This is a genomic window from Micrococcus sp. CH7, from assembly GCF_001595485.1.
Taxonomy (GTDB): domain Bacteria; phylum Actinomycetota; class Actinomycetes; order Actinomycetales; family Micrococcaceae; genus Micrococcus; species Micrococcus luteus.
This window is the reverse complement of sequence record NZ_LOSQ01000003.1, coordinates 41,435-62,575: the sequence shown is the minus strand read 5'-3', so window position 1 is coordinate 62,575 and position 21,141 is coordinate 41,435. Positions and strand designations below refer to the sequence as shown.

The following is a 21,141-nucleotide window of genomic DNA, read 5'->3' as shown; positions in this document are numbered from 1 at the left end:
CTGACCCCCAGCCCCCCACCCCCGCCCACCCCCACTTCCGTTCGAGAAACGGGAGCCTCGGGAGGCACCTTCGTTCGAGGAACGGGAGGTCCCCCGACCGCTTTCGTTCGAGGAACGGGAGCCCCACATGCCCAGGAGGTCCGCCATGGCCGTCACCGTGCGACCGGCCACGTCCGACGACGTCGAGCCCCTGCTGCGCGTCAAGGCACAGGCCTGGCGCGAGGCCTACGGCGGGCTGCTGCCCGCCGCGCACCTGGACGCCGTGGACGCGGGCGTGCCGGAGCAGGTCCCGGGGTGGGCCGCGCTGGTCGGCTCGGACCGGGAGCTGTGGGTCGCCGACGACGGCGGCCGGCTGCTCGGCATGGCGCTCGCGGGCCCGCGGCGCAGCCAGGGCGGGGGCCTGCCCGACCTCGAGCTCATGGCGCTCTACGTCCTGGCTGAGGCGTACGGCACGGGCCTGGGTGCGCTCCTGCTGGACGCCGTCGTCGGGAAGCGTCCGGCGGTCCTGCGCGTGCTCGCCGAGAATCCGCGCGCGGTGGCCTTCTACGCGAAGCACGGCTTCGCGCCCGAGGGTGGGCCCGAGCCCATGACCGGGCCGTGGGCGGGCTTGCACGAGCAGTTGGTGGTGCGTCGTGGCTGAGCGGCGGACTCGCTCCGGGCGGGCGTCGGGCTCCCGTTCCTCGAACGGAAGCGGTCGGGGGACCTCCCGTTCCCCGAACGAAGGCGCCTCTGGAGGCTCCCGTTTCCCGAACGAAGGCGTGGGGGCGTGAGCCGGCGGTCGGGTCGGTCGTCGGGTCGGTCGTCGGCGGCGTCCTCGTCGTCGCGGGGGTCGGCCGCCCGGCGCGGCCGGGCCGCGGAGCCGGAGGGGATCGTCCCCGGCGTCCACGAGATCAGCCACGGCACCGCGGAGATCCGCGAGGACCCGTACGAGCCCGGCGCGTTCGTGCTGTACGTCAACGGGGTCGAGTCCTCCCCGCTGGACCCCGACCACCCCGAGCGGATGGGCTTCGAGTACATGCGCTGGGCCGCCGCGGCCGTCCGGGCGCACTGGCCGGAGCCGACGCCGCTGCGGGCCCTGCACCTGGGCGGTGCGGGATGCGCGCTCGCCCGCTGGGTGGACCACGCGTACCCGGGCTCCCACCAGACCGCGGTGGAGATCGACGCCGGCCTGGCCGCCCTCGCCCGCGAGCGCTTCGGCCTGCCCCGCGCCCCGGCCCTGCGCATCCGCGTGGCCGACGCCGCCGAGGTCCTGGCCACGGCCCACCCGGCCAGCCGCGACCTGATCATCCGCGACGTCTTCGCCCCGGACCCCACGGACCTGACCGGTGCCCGCCACATCACCCCGCCGGGCCTCACCGGCCTGGACGCGGCCCGCGCCGCCGCGCGGGTCCTCGCCCCGGGCGGGCTGTACGTGCTCAACGTGGGCGGCGGGCCGGACCTGACGTCGGTGCGGGCGGACGTGGCTGCCGTCGTCGCCGCGTTCGAGCACGTCGAGGTGATCGCGGATCCGCCCATGCTCAAGGGGCGGCGCCGCGGCAACGTCATCGTGGCGGCCTCGGACGCCCCCGTGGCCCGCCCCGCCGCGGACGCCCCGCCCGGCTCCGACCCCCGCGACCGCCTGGCCCGTGCCCTGCGCATGGACGCCTTCCCGGCCCGGCTCGCGGAGGATCCACGCGGCTTCCCCGCGGGTGTCGCGCCCGGGATCACGGGACTCGTCCCGGGCCCCGAGGCGTAGACTGGAGGCACTCGGCCGGGTCCGCCCGGGGCCCGTCGAGTCTGACTCGAGGAGGTCGCCATGTCCGCCCAGACCCAGCCCGCCGCCCCCCGCCGTGAGGACGCACCGCTCGGCGTCCTGGTGGGTGTGGACGGCTCCGACCAGTCCGTCTCCGCCGCCCGCTGGGCCCAGCGCGAGGCCGCCCTGCGCGGCGAGCCGCTGACCCTCGTCACCGCCTACTCGATCCCCGCGTACTGGGGCTACGGCGCGGACGCCGGCGGCGCCGTCCTGGACGACTCCCGCCTCCGCGAGGGCGTGCAGGCCCTCCTGGAGGAGGTCGCCGGCAAGCTCGACGCCGACGGGGTGCGTCCGGAGCTGCGCGTGGAGATCGGCGACGCGGCCGGCGTCCTCGTGGAGCTCTCCGCCGACGCCTCCCTGCTCGTCTCGGGCGCCCGCGGCCGCGGCGGCTTCATGGGTCGCCTGCTCGGCTCGGTGGCCGCCGCGCTGCCCGGCCACGCGCACTGCCCGGTCGCCCTCATCCCCGCCGGGGTCGAGGCCAGCCGCGCGGGGGACAGGACCGCCGTCGTGGTGGGCGTCGATGGTTCCGAGCAGGGCCGTGCCGCCGCTCTCGAGGCCGCGGAGGAGGCCCGCCTCCGCCAGGCCCCGCTGAAGCTCGTGTGTGCCGTCCCGCCCCTGGGCGCGAACGCCGCGTGGCTGGCCGTCAGTCTGGACGAGGAGGCCCGCGAGCGGGAGCTGCGCGAGCGTCTCGACGCCGGCGCCGCGTGGATCAGCTCCGAGTTCCCCGGCCTCGAGGTCCTCACCGAGCTCGTGGACGGCACCCCCGTGGACGTGTTGGTGGACCAGACCGCCACCGCCCGCCTCACCGTGGTGGGCACGCGCGGCCTGGGCGGCTTCGCCGGTGCGATCGTCGGCTCCACCAGCCGCGGCGTCGCGGACCACGCCAAGGGCCCGGTGCTCGTCGTCCCGTTCCGCGAGGACGTCCGCCTCGGCCGCCGCGCCTCGTTCGGCCCGGTCCACGACCAGCCGGAGTCCTGACCGGCGCTCAGCCCCAGCCGAGCTCGTGGAGACGCTCCTCGGAGATGCCGAAGAAATGCCCCACCTCGTGCATGACGGTGACGGTGATTTCGTCCTCGAGCTCGGCGCGGGAGGTGCAGTGGCGGGTGAGCGGGCCGCGGAACACCACGATCCGGTCCGGCATCTGCCACGCGAACTCGGCGCGCTCGGTCAGCGGCACGCCCTCGTAGAGGCCGAACAGCTCGGTGGCCGGGTCCTCCCAGCGCTGCGGCTCGTACTCGTCCTCCACCACCACGACGACGTTCGTCAGCAGCCGTGCCAGTTCGTCCGGGATGCGGGTGAGGGCCGCGGAGACGGCGTCGTCGAACTCCTGCTCGCTCATCCACGTGGCGGCGGGCTGCTCGGGCGACGGACGGTGGTCCACGGCGGCTCCTGGGGGTGCGGGGCTCCGCGGTGCGGAGGGCGGCCGGCCGGCGGCCGGACTTGCCGGAGGGTGTGCGGCCACCATAGACTCCCAGGGTCCACCTCGGGAATCTCGACACCGGACCTGCCCCTATCGTCTAGAGGCCTAGGACACCGCCCTTTCACGGCGGCGACACGGGTTCGAATCCCGTTGGGGGTACGCAGAACGGCCGCCCTCGGCGGCCGGAACGGCACGTGGAGCGTGGATTTGCACGACACTCGGAGGCTCTGCTAGAGTTTCCACTCGTTGCGAAAGCGGCGAGAACAACAGAACATGGCCCTGTAGCGCAGTTGGTTAGCGCGCCGCCCTGTCACGGCGGAGGTCGCGGGTTCAAGTCCCGTCAGGGTCGCTCGGATCGTCCGATCACCGGCATTCGGAAACGGAGTCCGGTGACGCATGGTCCTGGTGACGAAGGTCGCCGGGCTCTGTAGCTCAGTTGGTAGAGCGTACGACTGAAAATCGTAAGGTCACCGGATCGACGCCGGTCGGAGCCACCACTTCGAGAAGGCCCCCCGCAGACGCGGGGGGCCTTCGTCGTCCGGGGGGCTGCTCTGCTCGACCGGGGCTGAGGGGTGGTCACAGGATCTCGACGTCGCCCTCGCCCGCACGCGTGCGGTCCTGGGCATCCTCCTCGATGTGCATGGCGGCGGACTCCGCATTGCGCAGGGAGTCCGGGGCACGTCCCTCCCCGGCCCAGTGCTGCGGGTCGTCCGAGCCGCCGGGCACGGGCTGGCCGTCGCGGCCGTCCTCCGGCTCGGGGTCGCCGGCGGCGTTGGGATCGGCGAGCAGGTCCGTCTCGAGCTCTCGTTCGTCCTCGCGGTCCTCGAAGGGGACGTCAGTCATGGTGCGGGTCCTTCCTCTCACGGGCGGGCCCGTCCGGCGCCGCCGTCGTCGTGGTGTCCCACACCCTAGTGAGGCCGCCCACGCCTCACCAGGGGGCGCCCCCGCCGGGGCCGTGGGCGCGGTCACACCGCCGGGTGAGACCGTCCACTCGGCCGCGCCTCAGGCGGGGAGGCGGCGGGCGGGACCACGTAGGGTCGGGAGGATGAGCGATTCGACACCGCCCTCGACCGAGCCCAGGAGTCCCGAGCGACCCGGGTACCATCCGTCCCCGGCGACCGACCCGGACGCCGGCGTCACCCCAGACACCTCCGCCGCGGCCGCCCGCGACCGCGTCCTGCTGCCGTGGGTGTTCTGGCCCTCCGCGGTCATCGTGCTCTCCTTCGTGGGGGCCACGCTGCTCGCCCCCGACCAGATGACCGTGGGCATCGGCCTGGTCCAGCAGGCCATCATCACGAACTTCTCGTGGTGGTACGCGCTCGTCGCCCTGTTCTTCGTGCTGTTCTGCGGCTACCTCGCGTTCTCCCGCAAGGGCGGGATCACGCTGGGCAAGCCCGATGAGAAGCCCGAGTTCTCCACGCTGTCCTGGTTCTCCCTGCTCTTCGCGGCGGGCATGGGCATCGGCCTCGTGTTCTTCGGCATGACCGAGCCGCTCATGCACTTCACCGATCCGCGGCCCGACGTGGCGGCCGCCAACCCCACCCAGGCGGAGGCCGCCCAGTCGGCGCTGGCCACCACGTTCCTGCACTGGGGCCTGCAGCCCTGGGCGATCTACGCGGTGGTGGGCGTGGCGGTCGCGCTGGCCATCCACCGGCGCGGCCGTCCCCTCGCGCTGCGCTGGGCCTTCGAGCCGCTGATCGGCGAGCGCCGCGTGCGCGGCGGCTGGGGCCACCTGATCGACAACATCGCCCTCATCGGCACCGTCTTCGGCGTGGCCACCTCGCTGGGCCTCGGGGTCACCCAGATGTCCGCGGGCCTGCGCGCGCTGGGCATCGTGCCCGAGGACAGCCCCTGGCTCGAGTACGCCATGATCGGCGCGGTCACCTGCGTGGTGCTCTACACCGTGGTCTCCGGCGTGGAGCGCGGCATGAAGTGGCTGTCCAACACCAACCTGATCCTGGCCGCCGGCCTGCTGCTGTTCATCGCGATCGTGGGACCCACCGCGTTCCTGTTCAAGGAGATGGTGCAGTCCCTCGGCTCCTACATGCAGTACTTCTTCGCGAACTCGCTCAACGTCTCCGCGTTCTACGGCGCCGAGGGCGACGCGTGGCAGGCCGGCTGGAGCGCGTACTACTGGGGCTGGTGGATGTCCTGGACGCCGTTCGTCGGCATCTTCATCGCCCGCATCTCGCGCGGTCGCAACGTGCGCGAGTTCATCGCCGGCGTGCTGCTGGTGCCCACCATGGTGGGCGTGGTCTGGTTCGGCATCCTGGGCGGCACCGCGATCTTCCTCGAGACCACCCGCCCGGCCGGGTACACCTCCGTGGTGGGCGCGGACGGCGCCATCGACTCGAACACCGCGCTCTTCCAGGTGCTCGAGCAGCTGCCCGCGGGCACGATGCTCGTGGTCGGCGCCATCATCCTCTCGGGCATCTTCTTCATCACCTCCGCCGACTCGGGCTCGCTCGTGATGGGCATGCTCGCCACGGGCGGCGACGTGAACCCGAAGGCCACGGTGAAGATCTTCTTCGCCATCGCCACCTCGCTCATGGCCGCGGCCCTGCTGGCCGCCGGCGGCCTGTCCGCGATCCAGGTCCTGGCCATCACCATCGGCCTGCCGTTCTCCGTGATGATGCTGCTGATCTGCCTGGCCACGTTCCGCTCGCTCGGCTACTCCGTGGCGCGGGTGGAGGCGGTGCGCCGCCAGGCCATGCTGGCCTCCATCAAGGACCGCCTGGGCCTCGAGTCCGACGACGACGAGGTGATCGACGCCGGCCCCGTGGCGGCGTCGCAGTGGTGGGCCTCGCTCAGCCGCGACCACCAGCAGCGGATCGCCGATGCGGCCGCCGGCGTCCCGGCCTCGGAGGGGTCCCGCCGCACCCGGCTGCGCCGCCACGAGCACTGACGTCCGCCCCCGGGCGCCCTCCCGGCCCCGACGAGAACGGCCCCTGTCCCGCGCGGGACAGGGGCCGTCGTCGTCGTGGGGGTCAGTCCTCGTGGGACTGGCGGGTGCGGACCACCGGCAGGGTGCCGGTGCGGCTGTGGGCCGCGGCCGACGTGCGGGTGCCCGTGACGAACCAGGCGAGGGTCAGGACCGCGACCCACACGAGACCGATGATGAGCGCGCGGCGCGAATCCGGGATGGTAGCCATGGTGATCACCACGGTGGCCACAAACGCCAGGCCCAGGTAGGTGCCGACGTTGCCCAGCGGCATGGGGAAGGGGGACGGCTCCGCGCCCTGCTCCGCGACGCGCCTGCGCATGGCGCGGTGGGACAGGAAGATCATGGCCCAGGTCAGCACCACGGCGAACGAGGCGACGCCGGCCACCAGGCTGAAGGCGTTCGGGTCCACGGTGATCAGCACCGCGCCGAGCACCATCACGCCCAGCGTCACGGCCACGGACAGCCACGGCACGCCGCCGCGGTTGGTGTGGGTGAAGGCCCGGGGCGCCTGGCCGTCATGGGCCATCGCGTAGAGCAGGCGACCGGACGCGTAGATGCAGGCGTTGATCGCGGAGACGGCGGCCGTGAGCACCACGAAGTTCAGCAGGTGCGGGGCGAAGGGGACGCCGAGGCCCTCGAAGATCTGCACGAACGGGCTGGCCTTGCCGTCCACCTGGTTCCAGGGGACGAGGGCCATGATGACCGCCATCGTCAGCACGTAGAACAACAGGATGCGGATCGGCACCGTGTTGATGGCCTTGGGCAGCACCTTCTCCGGGTTCTTGGCCTCGCCCGCGGCCACGCCGAGGGTCTCGATGCCGCCGAAGGAGAACGTCACGATGGTGAGCGCGGTCAGCACGCCCAGGATGCCGTGCGGCAGGAATCCGCCGTGGTCCACGAGGTTCGCCAGGCTGGCTTGGGTGCCGTCCGCGGTGGAGGCGCCGGTGAAGAGCAGGATCACACCGCCGAAGATCATCGCCACGATGGCCCCGACCTTCACGAGCGTCAGCCAGAACTCGGCCTCGCCGAAGTTCCCGACGTGCGTGAAGTTGATCAGGCCGACCACGAGGATCGTGGCGGCGACCCAGGCCCAGGCCGGGACCCCCGGGAACCAGAACGCCATGTACGTGGTGATGGCGGCGGTGTCCGCGACGATCACGACGGCCAGCTCGAAGACGAAGGTCCAGCCGGTCACGTAGCCGGCGAAGGGGCCGAGATAACGGGAGGCATAGGCGGCGAAGGAGCCGGAGACGGGCTCACGGAGCGTCATCTCGCCGAGGGCGCGCATCACGAGGAACACGGCGGCGCCGGCGACGAGGAAGGACAGGATCACGCCCGGCCCGGCGGCCTGGATGCCGCCGGCCGAGCCGTAGAAGAGGCCGGTGCCCACCGCCGTGCCCAGGGCGATGAACATGATGTGCCGCTGGCTCAGGCCGCGGTGCAGCTGCCCGCGGTCCGTGGTGGCCGCGTCGGGCTCGGCGACGCGGGAGCCGGAGGGGGAGGTGCTCACGTGAAGTCTCCGCTCGAAGGGGGGTGGATCAGGACACGCCATGGTGACTCGTGACACAGCGTTCATGCCACTTTGTCCGGTGTGATGCGAGTCATCGTGGACGTTACGTCGAGTTCATCCGACCGTGCCGGATGATGTGGCCTCGGCCACCGCTGATTCCTCGCGGAAGATCTGTGGCGCCCCGGCGGGTCCCGGGGCGTGCCCGGCTCAGTCCATGAGCAGCCACGCGGCGGCGTCGTGCGCGAGCCGCCCGTCCTGCACGGCCTCCGCCTCCTCGAGGGAGAACAGGGCCCGGGAATGGTTCGCGGGCAGGTCGACGGGATCGGTCGACAGGTTCGCCATCACGAGCACGGTGCGCGCCGGGATCGGCTCGCCCGAGCCCAGGTGCCGGCCACCGCCCGAGGTGACCGTGAACGCCAGCACCCCGCGTGCGGGGTCGTGGTGCTCGGACCACGCGAACGTGCCCGTGCCCAGGTCGAGCTCGCCGCGGATCTGCAGCAGACGCCGGTACAGCTCGAACACGGAGCCCTCGACGCCGACCTGCCGGTCCGCCGCCAGCGCCCGGAAGGACGCGGGCTGGGGCAGCCACGGCGCGGCGACGCCCTCGGCGGCGGACGCGGGGCCGTCGCCGTCCGCGGGGGTCGAGAAGCCGTAGGACGTCTCGTCGGCGGCCCACGGCAGAGGGATGCGGCAGCCGTCGCGGCCGGGCTCCTTGCCGTCCGTGCGGAAGAAGTACGGGTCCTGGCGGTGCTCGGCGGCGAGGGTGGTGTGCTCGGGCAGGCCCAGCTCGTCGCCCTGGTAGATGTACGCGGAGCCGGGCAGGCCCAGCTCCACCATCGCGGCGGCGCGGGCCCGACGGCGGCCGACCGCCTCGTCCGGCTGCTCGTCCTCGGCCGTGATGCCGGCGGGGTAGGAGCTCGGGTCCGCGAGGCCGTAGCGGGAGGCGTGGCGCACCGTGTCGTGGTTCGAGAGCACCCAGGTGTTCGGGGCGCCGACGCGGCCGGCCTGCTCGAAGGACCGGTCGATCGCGTGCGTCAGCGACGTGGCGTCCCAGCCGGCCATGAGGTAGGTGAAGTTGAAGGTCTGGTGCATCTCGCCGGGGCGGACGTACCGGAACATGCGCGAGAGCGGGGCCACCCACGCCTCGGCCACCATCATCGGCTCGTGGTCGTAGGAGTCCAGGACCCGCCGCCAGTCCCGGTAGACCTCGTGGACGCGGTCCTGGTCCATGAACGGGGTGAGCGGCTCGAAGGTGTCCGGGTCGAACGTGGGGTCGGCGTCCTCGCCCGCGTCCGTGACCATGCCCATGCGGGAGTGCTCGGCGTCCGGGTAGCCGGGCTGCTTGATGAGCCCGTGGGCCACGTCCACCCGGAAGCCGTCCACGCCGCGGTCCAGCCAGAACCGCAGGATGGAGCGGAACTCCTCGCGCACCTCCTCGTTCTCCCAGTTCAGGTCCGGCTGCGTGGTGTCGAACAGGTGCAGGTACCACTGGCCCGGGGTGCCGTCCGCCTCGGTCACGCGGGTCCAGGCCCCGCCGCCGAACGTGGACTCCCAGTTGTTGGGGGGCAGCTCGCCGTGCTCGCCGCGGCCCTCGGCGAAGTGGTAGCGGGCGCGCTCGGGGGAGCCGGGGCCGGCGGCCAGGGCGGCCTGGAACCACGCGTGCTCGGACGAGGTGTGGTTCGGCACGAGGTCCACGACCACGCGGATGCCGGCCTCGTGCGCGGCGGCGATCATCTCGTCCGCGTCCGCGAGCGTGCCGAACCGCGGGTCCACGGCGCGGTAGTCCGCGACGTCGTAGCCGGCGTCGTGCTGCGGGGAGAGGTAGAAGGGCGAGAGCCAGATCGCGTCCACGCCGAGCTGGGCCAGGTAGTCGAGGCGCGAGGTGACGCCGCGCAGGTCGCCCATGCCATCCCCGTCCGCGTCCGCGAAGGAGCGCGGGTACACCTGGTAGATCACGGCGTCCACCCACCACGGGGTGACGGGCCGGTTCCGGGCTTCCGAGGGCGGGGTGCTCAGGCGCTGCGTGGTCATGGGATCCACCCTAGGCCCGACGCGGGAGCGCGCGCCCCGCGTGGGCGGCGTCGGCGGCGTGGTGTGCGTCTCGAGCACCCGGGTCGGCCCCACCCCGGTGCGCCGGGGGCCGGCTCAGGTCAGCCGGGCCAGCATCCCGACGGCGGCCCAGCGACGGTTCAGCCGTTCCTGCGCGACGCCGGCGGTCGCCTCGTCGCCCTCCTCGAGGGCGTCGATGAGCGTCCACAGGTCGAAGACGGAGTCGTCCGGCCACACGTGCCGCGTGAGGCCGCCGTAGTCCAGCTCGACCCACGAGTCGGGGTGGAACGCGCCGAGCCACTCCACCATCACCGTGAGCTCGCCGATCAGCTCCGCGTCCGGGGCGTGCCGCGCGAGCATCGCCGCCGCGTGCCCGGCCCGCTCCCGGGCGGCCACGATCGGGGCGCGCCGGTACGCCGTGCGCTCGCCGTCCACGAGGCGCTGCACGGGCTCCTCGGGGTCGAACACCGTGAGCCAGCCGTGCGGCACACCCCACGTGGCCGTGCGCGTCTGCACGCGGTGGTGCTCCGGCGCGCCGCCCTCGTCCTGCGGGTCCTGGCCCGCCGCGTCCGGGTCGGGGGAGAGGCCCCACTCGTCCTCGAGCGCCACGAGCGCGCGGCCGCGGTTCATGGCGCGCGCCGCCGGCGGGATGGCGGCCTCGTGCAGCCGCGGCAGCATCGTCTCCTCGAGCATGGCCGCGGCCATCTCGGCGCGCAGGCCCCGCTCATCCGGGCAGTAGAACGCGGAGCGGTGCTCGTCCTGCAGGACCCGCACGAGGTCGTCCTCGCCGGGCTCCGGGAACGGGTCGGCCACGGGCCGGGCCAGGCGACGCCGGGCGCGTTCGGCCGCCTCGGCCTCGACCTCGGCGCGCGTGCGGTGGCCGCCGGCGATCAGTCGCGCCTGGACCGCGTCCGGGAACGCGGCCAGCGGCTGGAAGACGCGCAGGTGCGCGGTGCCGCGCGCGACACCCGGGGGCGGGCCGCCGTCGTCGTGGGTCATCGCGGGCTCGTCCGTGGTTCAGCCCAGCTCGACGACCACGGGCGCGTGGTCCGAGGCGCCCTTGCCCTTGCGCTCCTCGCGGTCGATCCAGGCGTCCGTGACCGTCCGTGCGAGGGCGGGGGAGCACAGCTGGAAGTCGATGCGCATGCCCTTCTTCTTGGGGAAGGCCAGGCCCGTGTAGTCCCAGTACGTGTACACGCCGGGGCCGGGGTGGCGCGGGCGCACCACGTCCACCAGCCCGGCGTCCTCGAACGCGTGGAACGCCGCGCGCTCGGCCGGGGAGACGTGCGTGTAGCCCTCGCGCTGGAACAGCTCGATGTCCCACACGTCCTCGTCCTGCGGAGCGATGTTCCAGTCGCCGGCCAGGGCGAGCCGGGTGTCCGGGTCCTCGGCGAGGCGAGCGGCCGCGTGCTCCTGGAGCACGCGCAGCCACTCGAGCTTGTAGCCCATGTGCCCGTTCTCCAGGCCGCGCCCGTTGGGCACGTACAGGCTCCACAGGCGCACCGGGGCGACGCCGTCGGCCGCCTCGGCGCCCACGGTCGCCCCGATGGCGCGGGACTCCTCCTGCGGGTCCACGCCGCCCTTGCCGAAGTGCGGCTGGCCGGGGAAGCCGCGCTGCACGTCGCTCAGGCCGACGCGGGAGGCGATGGCCACGCCGTTCCACTGCGAGGTGCCGTTGTGCACCACCTCGTAGCCGGCGCGCTCGAAGAGCTCCCAGGGGAAGTTCTCGTCCCGGCACTTGGTCTCCTGGATGGCCAGGACGTCGATGTCATGGCGCTCGAGGAAGGCCTCGACGCGGTCGGCGCGGGCACGGAGGGAGTTGACGTTCCAGGTGGCGATCTTCACCCGGCCAGGCTATCGAAGGGCGCGGACACCGTGGGATCGGCGCCTCAGCGCCACCAGTCGTCGTGGATCGTCACCGGCGTGGTGCGCTTGTGGCGGCTGCGGAGCCAGATGCCCTCGAGCTTCTCCGCGACCTCGGTCGGGACGTCCTTGCCCTCGAGGTAGTCGTCGATGTCCTCGTACGTCATCCCGAGTTCGGCCTCGTCCGTCTGGCCCGGCGTGCCGTCCAGCAGGTCCGCGGTGGGCACCTTGTTCCACAGGGGCTCGGGGGCGCCGAGCTCGCGGCCCAGCGCCCGCACCTGCCGTTTGTTCAGGCCGGCCAGCGGCAGGACGTCCGCGCCGCCGTCGCCGAACTTCGTGTAGAACCCGGTGACGGCCTCGGCCGCGTGGTCCGTGCCGATCACCAGCTGCCCGTGGGCGCCGGCCACCGCGTACTGGGCCGTCATGCGGATGCGGGCCTTCACGTTGCCCTGGTTGTAGTCCGAGATCGGCTCCCCCACGGCCTCGGCGAAGGCGGCGGCCAGACCCTGCACGGGCTCCGCGATGTTCAGGGTGACGTCCTGATCCGCGCCCACGAAGTCCATGGCCGCCCGGGCATCCGCCTCGTCGTGCTGCACCTTGTAGGGCAGGCGCACGGCGGTGAACCGGGGGTTCTCGCGGGAGGGCACGACGTCGGCGCCCACCCCCGCCTCACCCGGCGGGGTGGTGCCGGGGCCGCCCAGGGCGACGGCGTCCGTGACGCCGAGCTGGGCGCGGCGACGCTCGACGGCGAGCTGGGCCAGCCGGCCGCCCACGGAGGAGTCCACGCCGCCGGAGATGCCCAGGACGAAGCCGGACGCGCCCGTGGCCGCGAGGTAGTCGGCGAGGAAGGCCACGCGCCGTTCGACTTCGGCCGCGGGGTCGATCTCAGGGAGGACGCACTGCTCGGCGATGATCCGCTGCTGGAGTTCACGCATGCCGGTCAGCGTAGGACCGGCGCCGCGCACGGGGACAGGGGCGACCGGCGACGGCGGCTCACGCGTCCGGGTGCCCCAGGTTGCGGGCGATGCGGCGCAGGACGCGGACGGCGTCGTCGATCTGGTCCCGCGGGACGTCCGCCGTCGCCTCGGCACGCAGGGCCTCGACCGCCTCGCCGACGCGGGCGCCCGCGGTGCGGCCCGTGGCGGTGAGGGTGTAGAGGTCGCCCTCGACCGTCACCCAGTGGGACTCGACCAGCTCCTCGATCTGACCGGGCACCGCGCCGCGCTGCTCCTCCTCGAAGCCGGCCTCGAGCTCGGCGCGGGACTGCGGGGCCACCGTGAGGGTGTTCAGAAACTGCCACTGGGCGCGGGTGAGGCCGTGCTCCTCGAGGCTCTCGGCCACGCGCGCCGCGATCAGGCCCTCGGTGAGGGTGAGCCAGTGCGCGAGGGGCAGGCCGGAGGGATGCTGGACGGCGTCGTCGTGCTGGATCTCGCTCATAACCCGAGCCTAGCCAGGCCGGGACGGAATCGGCAGGGGTGGCCGGGCTCGCACTAGCATGGGCGGCATGACCGACGCGCAGACCCCCACCGTCCCCACGCCCGAGCAGGACCGCGAGCGGCTCAAGCAGCTCATCCAGGATCTGGCTGTGGTGCACGGCCGGGTGACCCTGTCCTCCGGCAAGGAGGCGGACTACTACGTGGACCTGCGTCGTGTCACCCTGCACCACGAGGCCGCCCCGCTGATCGGCCGCGTGATGCTGCGCCTGCTCGAGGAGAACGGGATCGAGTTCGACGCGGTGGGGGGTCTGACCATGGGCGCCGACCCCGTGGCCACCGCGATGATGCATCAGGCCGGCGCCGCGGGCCGTGCGCTCGACGCGTTCGTGGTGCGCAAGGCGCAGAAGTCGTACGGCATGGGTCGGCAGGTGGAGGGCCCGGGCGTGGACGGTCGCCGCGTCGTCGTGCTGGAGGACACCTCGACGACGGGCGGCTCCGCGCTGACCGCCGTCGAGGGTGTGCGCAACGCGGGCGGCGACGTCCAGGCCGTGGCCGTGATCGTGGACCGTGCGACCGGCGCCGCCGAGCGCGTGGCCGAGGAGGCGGACGTGCCGTACCTGTACGCGTTCGGCAAGGACGAGCTCGACCTCGACTGAGCCTCGGCCGGCCCCGCGCCGCCCGCCTAGAGCCAGTCCGCGCGCTTGAACAGCACGAACAGCGTGAGGGCCACCGCCAGCATGAGTCCCAGGGCGAACGGGTAGCCGAACGCCCAGTGCAGCTCGGGCATGCCGTCGAAGTTCATGCCGTAGACCGAGCCCACCAGCTGCGGCGCGAAGATGATCGCCGCCCAGGACGAGATCTGCTTGACCTGTTCGTTCTGGGCGATCGACTGCTCGGCCAGCCGCTTCGACGCCAGCGTCGAGTCCAGCTCGAGGGCGTTGTTGAGCATCTGGCGCATGGTCATCACGCGCTCGTTGATCTGGACGGCGTGGTCGTGGACGTCGCGCAGGCGGCGCAGGTTCTCCACCTCGAGGCGCGCCTGATCGCTGAGCTCCTCGTCCTCCCAGGCGTGGGCGTCGTCGCGCCGGGGCAGGCCGTCGGCGTCGAGGCGGCGGGTGTCCTCATGCAGGCGGGTGCGCACCTCCTCCTGGAGCTGCTCCACGATGGACGGCAGCGCGCGGATGGCGTGCTGGAAGTTCAGCACCTCGCGGGAGAGCTCGTAGATGCGCCGGGAGACGTGCCCGTCGCCGGCGAAGACCTGGTCCTCGATCTCCGCGATGTCCTGTTCGAGGCCGTCGGCCACCGGGAAGTAGTCGTCCACGACACGGTCCAGGATCTCCAGGGTGACCTGCCACGGCCCCATCGCGAGGCGCTCGCGGCCCTCCGTCTCCAGGGACCGTCGCACGGCGGCCAGGTCCGGCTCCTCCGCGTGACGCACCGTCACCACGTAGTGCTCACCGGTGAAGACGCTCAGCTCGCCGAACTCCACGGTCTCGGTGCGGTCGACGTAGCGGGCCGGGTGCAGGACCATGAACGAGTCCTCGCCGTAGCGGTCCAGCTTGGCGCGCTCGCCTCCGGCGAGGGCGTCCTCGACGGCGAGCGGGTGCAGGCGCAGCTCCTCCGCGACCGCTTGGAGCTCGGCCACGTCCGGGCGGTACAGGCCCAGCCAGGCCATGCCGCCGGTGCGCTCGCACTCCTCCCAGGTGTCCTCGAGGGTGGAGGGGGCGTGGACGCGCCGCCCGTCCACGTACACGGCGTTGTCGATCATGCTCACCCGGACATTCTCCCCGACGGCGGCCCCCGGCGGATTCCAGGATGCGCGCGCTACGGTGGCGCCATGAAGACTCCGCGTCATGCCCCGCCCGTCGTCCGCGACGGCAAGACCCTGCTCCCCGCCCACGCCGTCTCCACGGCCCCGGTCACCGCATTCGGTCTGATCGGCGGCTACCTGACCGCCCGTGAGACCGGCATCCGGCCGCTCGGCGGTGTCGTGCTGGCCGCCGCCGGCCTGTATGCCGGCCGGACGTGGTTGGCCACGCGTGGGCCGGCCGTCACCGGGGGCCTGGCCGCCCTGTACCTCGGCGGCTTCGGCGCCTCCCACCCGCTGGCCAAGAAGATCGGTGCGTGGCCGGCGGTGCTCTCCGTGGCCGCGGTGTCCGCCGGGGCCGCCTGGGCCGCCGTCGACCGGTCCGAGGCCGGCCGCTGAGCGAGCCCGCGCCGGCCGAGGACGGCACCGTGCCCCGCGAGGTCGGCGTCGGGCCGTGGCTCGGCCCGTGGCCGGAGGACCCCCGCTACGACCCGGAGCTGCTCGCGCACGGCGACCGCCGCAACGTCCTCGACCGCTACCGCTACTGGCGCCTCGAGGCGATCGTCGCGGACCTCGACGCGCGGCGGCACCCGTTCCACGTCGCCATCGAGAACTGGCAGCACGACCTGAACATCGGCACCGTCGTGCGCACCGCCAACGCGTTCAACGCCGCCGGGGTGCACATCATCGGGCGGCGCCGCTGGAACCGGCGCGGCGCCATGGTCACCGACCGCTACCTGCACGTGCGCCACCACGAGACGGTGGCGGCGTTCACGGAGTGGGCGGCGGGGGAGGGGCTGCCCGTGCTCGGCGTGGACCTGTTCCCCGAGTCGGTGCCGGTGGAGACCTTCGACTTCCCGCGTGCCTGCGTGCTCGTCTTCGGGCAGGAGGGGCCGGGACTCTCGGCGGAGGTGCGGGCGGCGTCGAGCGCGGTGCTGTCCATCGCGCAGTACGGCTCCACCCGCTCGATCAACGCGGGCGTGGCCGCCGGCATCGCGATGCACGCGTGGATCCGGCAGCACGCGGCGTCCCCCGAGTCCGGCGCGAGCCAGACGATTCCGCGCTGAAAGGAGCCTCTGGACCGCAGATTCGTCTGGCTCGCGGCGCAGGATGGCGCAGGGTGGCGCAGGGTGGCGCAGGACCGCGCCGCCGATGACGTGCGGCGTGACGGCGTCAGCCCGCGAAGGGGCGGGCCGGCAGGCCCGTCACCCCCGGGCGGACGGCGAACAGGGCCCCGGCCAGCGGGTCCTCGCCGCGCTCCAGGTTCTCCCAGGAGGTGGTGATGTAGAGGGTGCCGAGGTCGTCGCCGCCGAAGGTGCACGCCGTGGTCTTCTGCACGGGCACCTCGACCACCTCGTCGAGCGTCCCCTCGGGCGTGTACCGGTGGATCTGCCCGTGGCTGATCACGGCCACCCAGATCCCGCCCTCGGCGTCCACGGTGAGTCCGTCCGGCTTGCCCTCCCCGTCGAGCACGTCCACGAGCACGCGCCGATTCGTCAGGCCCTCCTCGCGGGAGTAGTCGAACACGGCCACCTGCCGCGTGGGGGTGTCGTTGTAGTAGGCCAGCGTGCCGTCCGGGCTCCACTCGAGGCCGTTGGACGTCGTCGCACCGGTCAGCACGATGTCCACCTCGCCGGCGCCGCCGTCGGGGCCGGGGGCGAGCCGGTAGAGGTTCGCGGCCCCGGGGGTCTTGGCGTACGCCATGGTGCCGCAGTGGAACCGGCCGTCCGGGTCACAGCCGCCCTCGTTCATCCGGATCCCGGCGTCCGCGCCCCACAGCTCGGGCAGCGTCGTCAGCTCGCCCTCGGGCGAGATCAGGGCGAAGCCCCGCTCCACCGCGACGACGGCGCCACCCCCCGCACGCGGGCGCAGCGCGGCGGCCACGTCGCCGACGTGCGTGCGGTCCACCGTGCCGTCGGCGCGCAGGGACAGGACGTCCCCGGCGAGCATGTCCACCCAGCGCAGACCGCCGCCGGCGGTCACGCCCTCGGCGGCGGTGCCCCACGAGGCGGCCCAGACGGGGCCCTCGCCGTGGTAGGCGATGGGATCGGTGACCTGCTCGGCGCGCATGACTGCTCCTTCGGTGGGCGGGACGGTCCTGGCCCCGACGCTAGCCGAGGCTCAGAACCACCCGCACGAGTCGGCGGTCCAGCGGTCGGCGAGGGTCGCGTCCAGGAACGCCCCCATCCGCGGCAGCGAGGCCACGTGGCCGCCCACGTGGGTCGGGGTGAGGAGCGGGTCGAAACGCACCCGCGCGCCCTCCGCGCACCAGCGGCGGCCCAGGTCGCGGCCGGTGCGGTACGGGATGACGTCGTCCGTGACGGAGTGCGCGATCATCACCGGCACGTCCGGACGGCGGCCCGGTGCGCCGATCCGCTGCTCGGCGAGGATCCCGGCCAGCTCGGCATCGGAGCGGACGAGCTCAGGGAAGTCCTGCCCCGTGTGGGTCAGTGTGGCGGAGTCGAGGTGCGCGTAGGCGAGGCTGCCCACCATGCAGGTCTCGGCCGCGCCGGCGAGGGCCGTCAGGCCGGTCTCGTTGAGATGCGTGGCCGGGTCCACGTCGTACGCGGCGAGCTGCCCGGCCATCGCGTAGAGCAGGAAGGCCGCGTAGAGACCGCCGTCGATCCGGCCCGCGACCTGCACGAGGTCGGCCGGCGGGGCGCCCGCGTAGGCGCCCTTGAGGTCCAGCTCCGGGGCGTAGTCGGACGCGAGCTCGGCGGCGGCCGCGGCCGCCCCTCCGCCCTGCGAGTAGCCCGCGAGCGCGACCGGCGCGGTCGCGGTGACGCCCGACCCCGAGACCTGGGCGGCCGCGCGCACCGCGTCGAGGACGGCGTGCGCCTGGGCCTCCCGGACCATGTAGGTGTGCGTGCCCGGGGTGCCCAGGCCCTCGTAGTCGGTGACGACCACGGCGTGGCCGCGGCTCAGCAGGGACGTGATCCCGACGCCCTCGTACTGCACGCCGGTGGAGAGGGTGCGGGAGGGGGCGCAGCGGTCCGCCGCCCCCTGGGTCCCCACTGCGTAGCTGATCACGGGGCGCTCGCCGCCGCCCGTCCACGGGGCGGTGGGGGTCAGCACGGTGCCGGTCACGGCGATGGGTCGACCCTGGGCGTCCTGCGAGGCGTACATGATGCGCGTGGCGTGCGCCGGCACCTGCACCAGCCGCACCGGGTCCAGGTAGAAGGCGGTCGGCTCGGTGCGGATCAGGGCGCCGGGGGTCGCGGGCACGGTGGCGGGCGGCAGGTAGAAGGGGTCGTCCGCCGAGGCGGCCGCCAGGGCGTCCCGGGCCGCGTTCCAGCGGGCGTCCTCGGCCGTCGTGGCCGGCTGCGAGAGGTCCTCGACGGCGGAGCTCACCTCCGGCGCGTCGGGGGCCGGGGCGGACTCCTGGGCCAGGGCAGCGTGCGGCGCGCCGAACCCGGCGACGACGGCCACGGCGGCGGCCAGGGCGAGGGGGCGGGAGGGGCGGCGTGCGGGGGCCATGGTGGTCTCCGGTCTCTCGGATGTGAATGTGACGCAGCTCACCCTAGGCCAGCGACGGGCCCGTGCCCAGGCCGGCGTCGCCGTCGGGCCCGGGGCCCTGGGGCGGGTCCGGCCGCGCGGATAGGATGAGCCCGAGGGTGTCGCGCCCGCCGCGCTCCCCTCGCCTGCCCAAGTCGACGACGCCTAGGAGCTGCAGCATGCCCATCGCATCCCCGGAGAAGTACGCCGAGATGATCGACGCCGCCAAGAACGGCGCCTTCGCCTACCCGGCGATCAACGTCACCAGCTCCCAGACCCTGAACGCCGCCATCCGCGGCTTCGCCGAGGCCGGCTCGGACGGCATCATCCAGGTCTCCACCGGCGGGGCCGCCTACTTCTCCGGCTCCTCCGTGAAGGACATGGTCGCCGGCTCGCTGGCCTTCGCCGCGTTCGCGCGCGAGGTCGCCAAGAAGTACTCCGTGAACATCGCCCTGCACACGGACCACTGCCCCCAGGACAAGCTCGAGGGCTTCGTCCTGCCCCTGTTGGACGCCTCCGAGGCCGAGGTGAAGGCCGGGCGCGACCCGATCTTCAACTCCCACATGTGGGACGGCTCCGCCGAGACCCTCGAGGAGAACCTGCGGATCGGCCGCGAGCTGCTCGCCCGCACCCACGCCAACAAGCAGATCCTCGAGGTGGAGATCGGCGTCGTGGGCGGCGAGGAGGACGGCGTGGCCCACGAGATCAACGAGAAGCTCTACACCACCGTCCAGGACGGCATCGCCACGGTGGAGGCCCTCGGCCTCGGCGAGCACGGTCGCTACCTCACCGCGCTGACCTTCGGCAACGTGCACGGCGTCTACAAGCCGGGCAACGTGAAGCTGCGCCCGGAGATCCTGCAGGAGATCCAGCAGGCCGTGGGCGAGAAGTTCGGCAAGGAGCGCCCGTTCGACCTCGTGTTCCACGGCGGCTCCGGCTCCGCCGCCCAGGAGATCGCCGACTCGGTGGAGTACGGCGTCGTGAAGATGAACGTGGACACGGACACCCAGTACGCGTTCACCCGCCCGGTGGCCGGGCACATGTTCGAGAACTACGACGGCGTCCTGAAGGTCGACGGCGAGGTCGGCGACAAGAAGCAGTACGACCCCCGCGTGTGGGGCGCCAAGGCCGAGGAGGCCATGGCCGCCCGCGTGGTCCAGGCCTGCACCGAGCTGAACTCGGCCGGCAAGAGCATCGGCTGACCCCGCCGTCCGCCGCGCCGGCCCGCACCCTCGCGTGAGGGTGCGGGCCGGCGTCGTCCTCAGCCCTCCCGCTCCTCCTGGGCCTGGAGGAACTCGAAGACCTCGCGCTCGTCCACACCGGGGAAGGTCTGCGTGGGCATGGCCGCCAGCAGATGCGCGTGCATGCGGGCCGCGGGCCACACGTGCCCGCCCCACGCGGCCTCGAGCTCGGGGTCGGGGCGGCGGCAGCAGCGCGGATCCGGGCACGTGGAGGTGACCCGGTGGCGGGTGTCCGCGCCGCGGAAGTACCGGGCATGCTCGAACGGGGTGCCCACGGAGAGGGCGAACAGTCCGTCGGGGCCGTTCTCGATCATCGAGGTGCACCAGAACGTCCCGTTGGGCGAGTCCGTGTACTGGGCGTGGGCGCGGAACCGGTCGTTGCGGGAGAACGCCTGCCGTGCGCCCCACTTCCGGCACGCCTGCTGGCCCTCGATCGCACCGGTGTGGTCGGCGGGGAACACGATCCCGTCATTCTCGTAGGCCTTGTGGATCACCCCGGTCTCGTGGACCTTCTGGAAGTGGCAGCGGATGCCCAGGTCCACGGTGGCCAGGTTGGTGAACCGGTGCGCGGCGGCCTCGTAGGAGACGCCGAACGCGTCCTTCAGGTCGTCCACGGACAGGTCCCGGCGCTTCTGGGCGGCCCGCAGCAGCGACGACGCCGCCCGCTGCGGCATGAGCAGCGCGCCCGCCAGGTAGTTCACCGCCACACGCTGGGCGAGGAAGTCCTCGTAGTCCCGCGGCTCGCCGTGGCCCAGGACGGCGGCGGCGAGGGCCTGGAGCACCACGGTGCGGCGGTCATGGTCTGAGGAGCGGGAGCCGCTGATGTGGATGCGCCCGTGCTTGAGGTCCGTGACGGAGCGCGTGGAGTGCGGCAGGTCCGGGACGAAGCGCAGGGTGAAGCCGAGGTGCTCGGCCAGCTCCGAGACCGCGTGCAGGCCCAGCGGCCCGCCCGTGTGGCCGATCGCGTCGAGCAGCCGATGCGCCTCGGCCTCGAGGTCGGGGTAGTGGTTGTCCACCGCGCGCATCCGGGCGCGCAGCTGGGCGTTGGCGCGGCGCGCCTCCTCGGGGGTGGCGGCCTGCTCCTCCAGGCGACGGCGCAGCTCGGCCTCCAGCCCCGCGATCACCTCGAGGACCTCGGTGGGGGTGCGGGGCCCGATGCGCAGCGGCGGCAGGCCGAGGGAGGCGTAGTGCTCCGAGCGCGCGAACCGTTCGACCTCGATCTCCAGTTCGGCCCGCCGGGTGGGGGCCCGGCCGGTGAGCAGGTCCTCGACCGGCACGCCCAGGACCTCGGCGATCCGCTGGACCAGCGAGAGCCGCGGCTCGCGGCGGGCGTTCTCCACGAGGGACAGGTGCGAGCCGCTCACTCCCGTGCGCTCCGCGAGCTGGTCCAGGGTGAGGCCGGCCTGCTTGCGCAGGTGCCGAACGCGGCGGCCCAGCGCGACGGCGTCCACGGTCGCGCTGTCCTCGGGAAGCGGGCGGGTCATCATGCGCGGAACTGTAGACGGAACCGGGGAGGAGATCACGTGTTTCGGAAAGAAAGTCACATTCTTGACAAGCGGGGGGCCGTTGCCGTGATCCAGGCCA

20 protein-coding genes and 3 tRNA genes are annotated in these 21,141 nt (G+C 73.3%); 11 read left to right on the top strand and 12 right to left on the bottom strand.

Annotated features, from left to right (window positions below):
- Positions 1-145: 145 nt before the first annotated feature.
- The 3 genes from AUV08_RS01050 to AUV08_RS01040 all read left to right on the top strand — a co-directional run bounded on the left by AUV08_RS01050 (position 146) and on the right by AUV08_RS01040 (position 2,770).
- Positions 146-640, top strand: coding sequence for a GNAT family N-acetyltransferase (locus tag AUV08_RS01050; RefSeq protein WP_157554055.1), 495 nt, complete (start codon positions 146-148; stop codon positions 638-640).
- Positions 641-766: 126 nt separating this feature from the next.
- The gene (locus AUV08_RS01045) at positions 767-1,735 is read left to right on the top strand and encodes a spermidine synthase (protein ID WP_061866896.1); all 969 of its coding nucleotides are present in this window, start codon (positions 767-769) and stop codon (positions 1,733-1,735) included.
- Positions 1,736-1,795: 60 nt separating this feature from the next.
- A complete protein-coding gene (locus AUV08_RS01040; RefSeq protein ID WP_061866895.1) occupies positions 1,796-2,770 on the top strand; it encodes a universal stress protein in 975 nt (324 codons plus the stop codon).
- 7 nt (positions 2,771-2,777) lie between these two features.
- On the opposite strand, the gene AUV08_RS01035 is transcribed toward AUV08_RS01040, so the two are convergent.
- Positions 2,778-3,173: a metallopeptidase family protein gene (locus AUV08_RS01035; protein WP_002856128.1), complete on the bottom strand. Its 396-nt coding sequence runs from the start codon at positions 3,171-3,173 to the stop codon at positions 2,778-2,780.
- A 125-nt stretch (positions 3,174-3,298) separates the two neighbouring features.
- Here AUV08_RS01035 and AUV08_RS01030 point away from each other — a divergent pair.
- The 3 genes from AUV08_RS01030 to AUV08_RS01020 all read left to right on the top strand — a co-directional run bounded on the left by AUV08_RS01030 (position 3,299) and on the right by AUV08_RS01020 (position 3,709).
- Positions 3,299-3,371, top strand: a tRNA-Glu gene (locus tag AUV08_RS01030).
- 116 nt (positions 3,372-3,487) lie between these two features.
- A tRNA-Asp gene (locus AUV08_RS01025) sits at positions 3,488-3,561 on the top strand.
- A gap of 72 nt (positions 3,562-3,633) precedes the next feature.
- Positions 3,634-3,709, top strand: a tRNA-Phe gene (locus AUV08_RS01020).
- Positions 3,710-3,788: 79 nt separating this feature from the next.
- On the opposite strand, the gene AUV08_RS01015 is transcribed toward AUV08_RS01020, so the two are convergent.
- On the bottom strand, positions 3,789-4,055 hold the full coding sequence (locus AUV08_RS01015) for a hypothetical protein (RefSeq protein WP_049158132.1): 267 nt from the start codon (positions 4,053-4,055) through the stop codon (positions 3,789-3,791).
- 202 nt (positions 4,056-4,257) lie between these two features.
- On the opposite strand from AUV08_RS01015, the gene AUV08_RS01010 reads away from it, so the two are divergent.
- Positions 4,258-6,117: a BCCT family transporter gene (locus AUV08_RS01010; protein ID WP_061866894.1), complete on the top strand. Its 1,860-nt coding sequence runs from the start codon at positions 4,258-4,260 to the stop codon at positions 6,115-6,117.
- An 82-nt stretch (positions 6,118-6,199) separates the two neighbouring features.
- Here AUV08_RS01010 and AUV08_RS01005 read toward each other — a convergent pair whose 3' ends face one another.
- The 6 genes from AUV08_RS01005 to AUV08_RS00980 all read right to left on the bottom strand — a co-directional run bounded on the left by AUV08_RS01005 (position 6,200) and on the right by AUV08_RS00980 (position 13,015).
- The gene (locus AUV08_RS01005) at positions 6,200-7,666 is read right to left on the bottom strand and encodes an amino acid permease (protein WP_061866893.1); all 1,467 of its coding nucleotides are present in this window, start codon (positions 7,664-7,666) and stop codon (positions 6,200-6,202) included.
- 207 nt (positions 7,667-7,873) lie between these two features.
- A complete protein-coding gene (locus AUV08_RS01000; protein WP_061873052.1) occupies positions 7,874-9,697 on the bottom strand; it encodes an alpha-amylase family glycosyl hydrolase in 1,824 nt (607 codons plus the stop codon).
- A gap of 114 nt (positions 9,698-9,811) precedes the next feature.
- Entirely contained in the window at positions 9,812-10,714 is a 903-nt protein-coding gene (locus AUV08_RS00995; RefSeq protein WP_061866891.1) for a hypothetical protein, read from the bottom strand.
- An 18-nt stretch (positions 10,715-10,732) separates the two neighbouring features.
- On the bottom strand, positions 10,733-11,560 hold the full coding sequence (locus tag AUV08_RS00990; protein WP_061866890.1) for an exodeoxyribonuclease III: 828 nt from the start codon (positions 11,558-11,560) through the stop codon (positions 10,733-10,735).
- A 44-nt stretch (positions 11,561-11,604) separates the two neighbouring features.
- Positions 11,605-12,513, bottom strand: a complete 909-nt coding sequence (gene nadE, locus AUV08_RS00985; protein ID WP_061866889.1) for an ammonia-dependent NAD(+) synthetase — start codon at positions 12,511-12,513, stop codon at positions 11,605-11,607.
- Between the two features lie 58 nt (positions 12,514-12,571).
- Entirely contained in the window at positions 12,572-13,015 is a 444-nt protein-coding gene (locus AUV08_RS00980) for a MarR family winged helix-turn-helix transcriptional regulator (protein ID WP_061866888.1), read from the bottom strand.
- Between the two features lie 58 nt (positions 13,016-13,073).
- Here AUV08_RS00980 and pyrE point away from each other — a divergent pair, with 58 nt between their 5' ends.
- The gene (gene pyrE, locus AUV08_RS00975) at positions 13,074-13,670 is read left to right on the top strand and encodes an orotate phosphoribosyltransferase (RefSeq protein ID WP_061873051.1); all 597 of its coding nucleotides are present in this window, start codon (positions 13,074-13,076) and stop codon (positions 13,668-13,670) included.
- 26 nt (positions 13,671-13,696) lie between these two features.
- Here the strand turns inward: pyrE and AUV08_RS00970 are convergent, their stop codons facing one another.
- Complete coding sequence (locus AUV08_RS00970) at positions 13,697-14,788, bottom strand: magnesium and cobalt transport protein CorA (RefSeq protein WP_306452696.1); 1,092 nt, start codon at positions 14,786-14,788, stop codon at positions 13,697-13,699.
- A gap of 63 nt (positions 14,789-14,851) precedes the next feature.
- Here AUV08_RS00970 and AUV08_RS00965 point away from each other — a divergent pair, with 63 nt between their 5' ends.
- Both AUV08_RS00965 and AUV08_RS00960 read left to right on the top strand, forming a co-directional pair.
- Positions 14,852-15,220, top strand: a complete 369-nt coding sequence (locus AUV08_RS00965; protein ID WP_036316791.1) for a hypothetical protein — start codon at positions 14,852-14,854, stop codon at positions 15,218-15,220.
- Positions 15,184-15,888, top strand: a complete 705-nt coding sequence (locus AUV08_RS00960; RefSeq protein ID WP_061866901.1) for an RNA methyltransferase — start codon at positions 15,184-15,186, stop codon at positions 15,886-15,888. Before AUV08_RS00965 ends, AUV08_RS00960 begins: the two co-directional genes overlap by 37 nt.
- A 106-nt stretch (positions 15,889-15,994) precedes the next feature.
- Here the strand turns inward: AUV08_RS00960 and AUV08_RS00955 are convergent, their stop codons facing one another.
- Together AUV08_RS00955 and AUV08_RS00950 are read right to left on the bottom strand one after the other, a co-directional pair.
- On the bottom strand, positions 15,995-16,891 hold the full coding sequence (locus AUV08_RS00955) for an SMP-30/gluconolactonase/LRE family protein (protein WP_061873050.1): 897 nt from the start codon (positions 16,889-16,891) through the stop codon (positions 15,995-15,997).
- A 51-nt stretch (positions 16,892-16,942) separates the two neighbouring features.
- Positions 16,943-18,298, bottom strand: a complete 1,356-nt coding sequence (locus tag AUV08_RS00950) for a lipase family protein (RefSeq protein WP_061866885.1) — start codon at positions 18,296-18,298, stop codon at positions 16,943-16,945.
- A 197-nt stretch (positions 18,299-18,495) separates the two neighbouring features.
- Between AUV08_RS00950 and fbaA the strand changes: the two genes are divergently transcribed.
- Complete coding sequence (gene fbaA / locus AUV08_RS00945; RefSeq protein ID WP_061866884.1) at positions 18,496-19,518, top strand: class II fructose-bisphosphate aldolase; 1,023 nt, start codon at positions 18,496-18,498, stop codon at positions 19,516-19,518.
- Positions 19,519-19,577: 59 nt separating this feature from the next.
- On the opposite strand, the gene AUV08_RS00940 is transcribed toward fbaA, so the two are convergent.
- Positions 19,578-21,044: a helix-turn-helix domain-containing protein gene (locus tag AUV08_RS00940; protein WP_061866883.1), complete on the bottom strand. Its 1,467-nt coding sequence runs from the start codon at positions 21,042-21,044 to the stop codon at positions 19,578-19,580.
- Between the last annotated feature and the right edge of the window lie 97 nt (positions 21,045-21,141).

Excerpts from the sequence above, each read along its gene's own strand:
- fbaA (WP_061866884.1), top strand. The coding sequence starts at position 18,496 with ATGCCCATCGCATCCCCGGAGAAGTACGCCGAGATGATCGACGCCGCC.
- AUV08_RS01015 (WP_049158132.1), bottom strand. The coding sequence starts at position 4,055 with ATGACTGACGTCCCCTTCGAGGACCGCGAGGACGAACGAGAGCTCGAG.
- AUV08_RS00955 (WP_061873050.1), bottom strand. The coding sequence starts at position 16,891 with ATGCGCGCCGAGCAGGTCACCGATCCCATCGCCTACCACGGCGAGGGC.
- nadE (WP_061866889.1), bottom strand. The coding sequence starts at position 12,513 with ATGCGTGAACTCCAGCAGCGGATCATCGCCGAGCAGTGCGTCCTCCCT.
- AUV08_RS00940 (WP_061866883.1), bottom strand. The coding sequence starts at position 21,044 with ATGATGACCCGCCCGCTTCCCGAGGACAGCGCGACCGTGGACGCCGTC.
- AUV08_RS00965 (WP_036316791.1), top strand. The coding sequence starts at position 14,852 with ATGAAGACTCCGCGTCATGCCCCGCCCGTCGTCCGCGACGGCAAGACC.
- pyrE (WP_061873051.1), top strand. The coding sequence starts at position 13,074 with ATGGGCGGCATGACCGACGCGCAGACCCCCACCGTCCCCACGCCCGAG.
- AUV08_RS00995 (WP_061866891.1), bottom strand. The coding sequence starts at position 10,714 with ATGACCCACGACGACGGCGGCCCGCCCCCGGGTGTCGCGCGCGGCACC.
- AUV08_RS01010 (WP_061866894.1), top strand. The coding sequence starts at position 4,258 with ATGAGCGATTCGACACCGCCCTCGACCGAGCCCAGGAGTCCCGAGCGA.
- AUV08_RS00980 (WP_061866888.1), bottom strand. The coding sequence starts at position 13,015 with ATGAGCGAGATCCAGCACGACGACGCCGTCCAGCATCCCTCCGGCCTG.
- AUV08_RS01000 (WP_061873052.1), bottom strand. The coding sequence starts at position 9,697 with ATGACCACGCAGCGCCTGAGCACCCCGCCCTCGGAAGCCCGGAACCGG.
- AUV08_RS00950 (WP_061866885.1), bottom strand. The coding sequence starts at position 18,298 with ATGGCCCCCGCACGCCGCCCCTCCCGCCCCCTCGCCCTGGCCGCCGCC.
- AUV08_RS01050 (WP_157554055.1), top strand. The coding sequence starts at position 146 with ATGGCCGTCACCGTGCGACCGGCCACGTCCGACGACGTCGAGCCCCTG.
- AUV08_RS01040 (WP_061866895.1), top strand. The coding sequence starts at position 1,796 with ATGTCCGCCCAGACCCAGCCCGCCGCCCCCCGCCGTGAGGACGCACCG.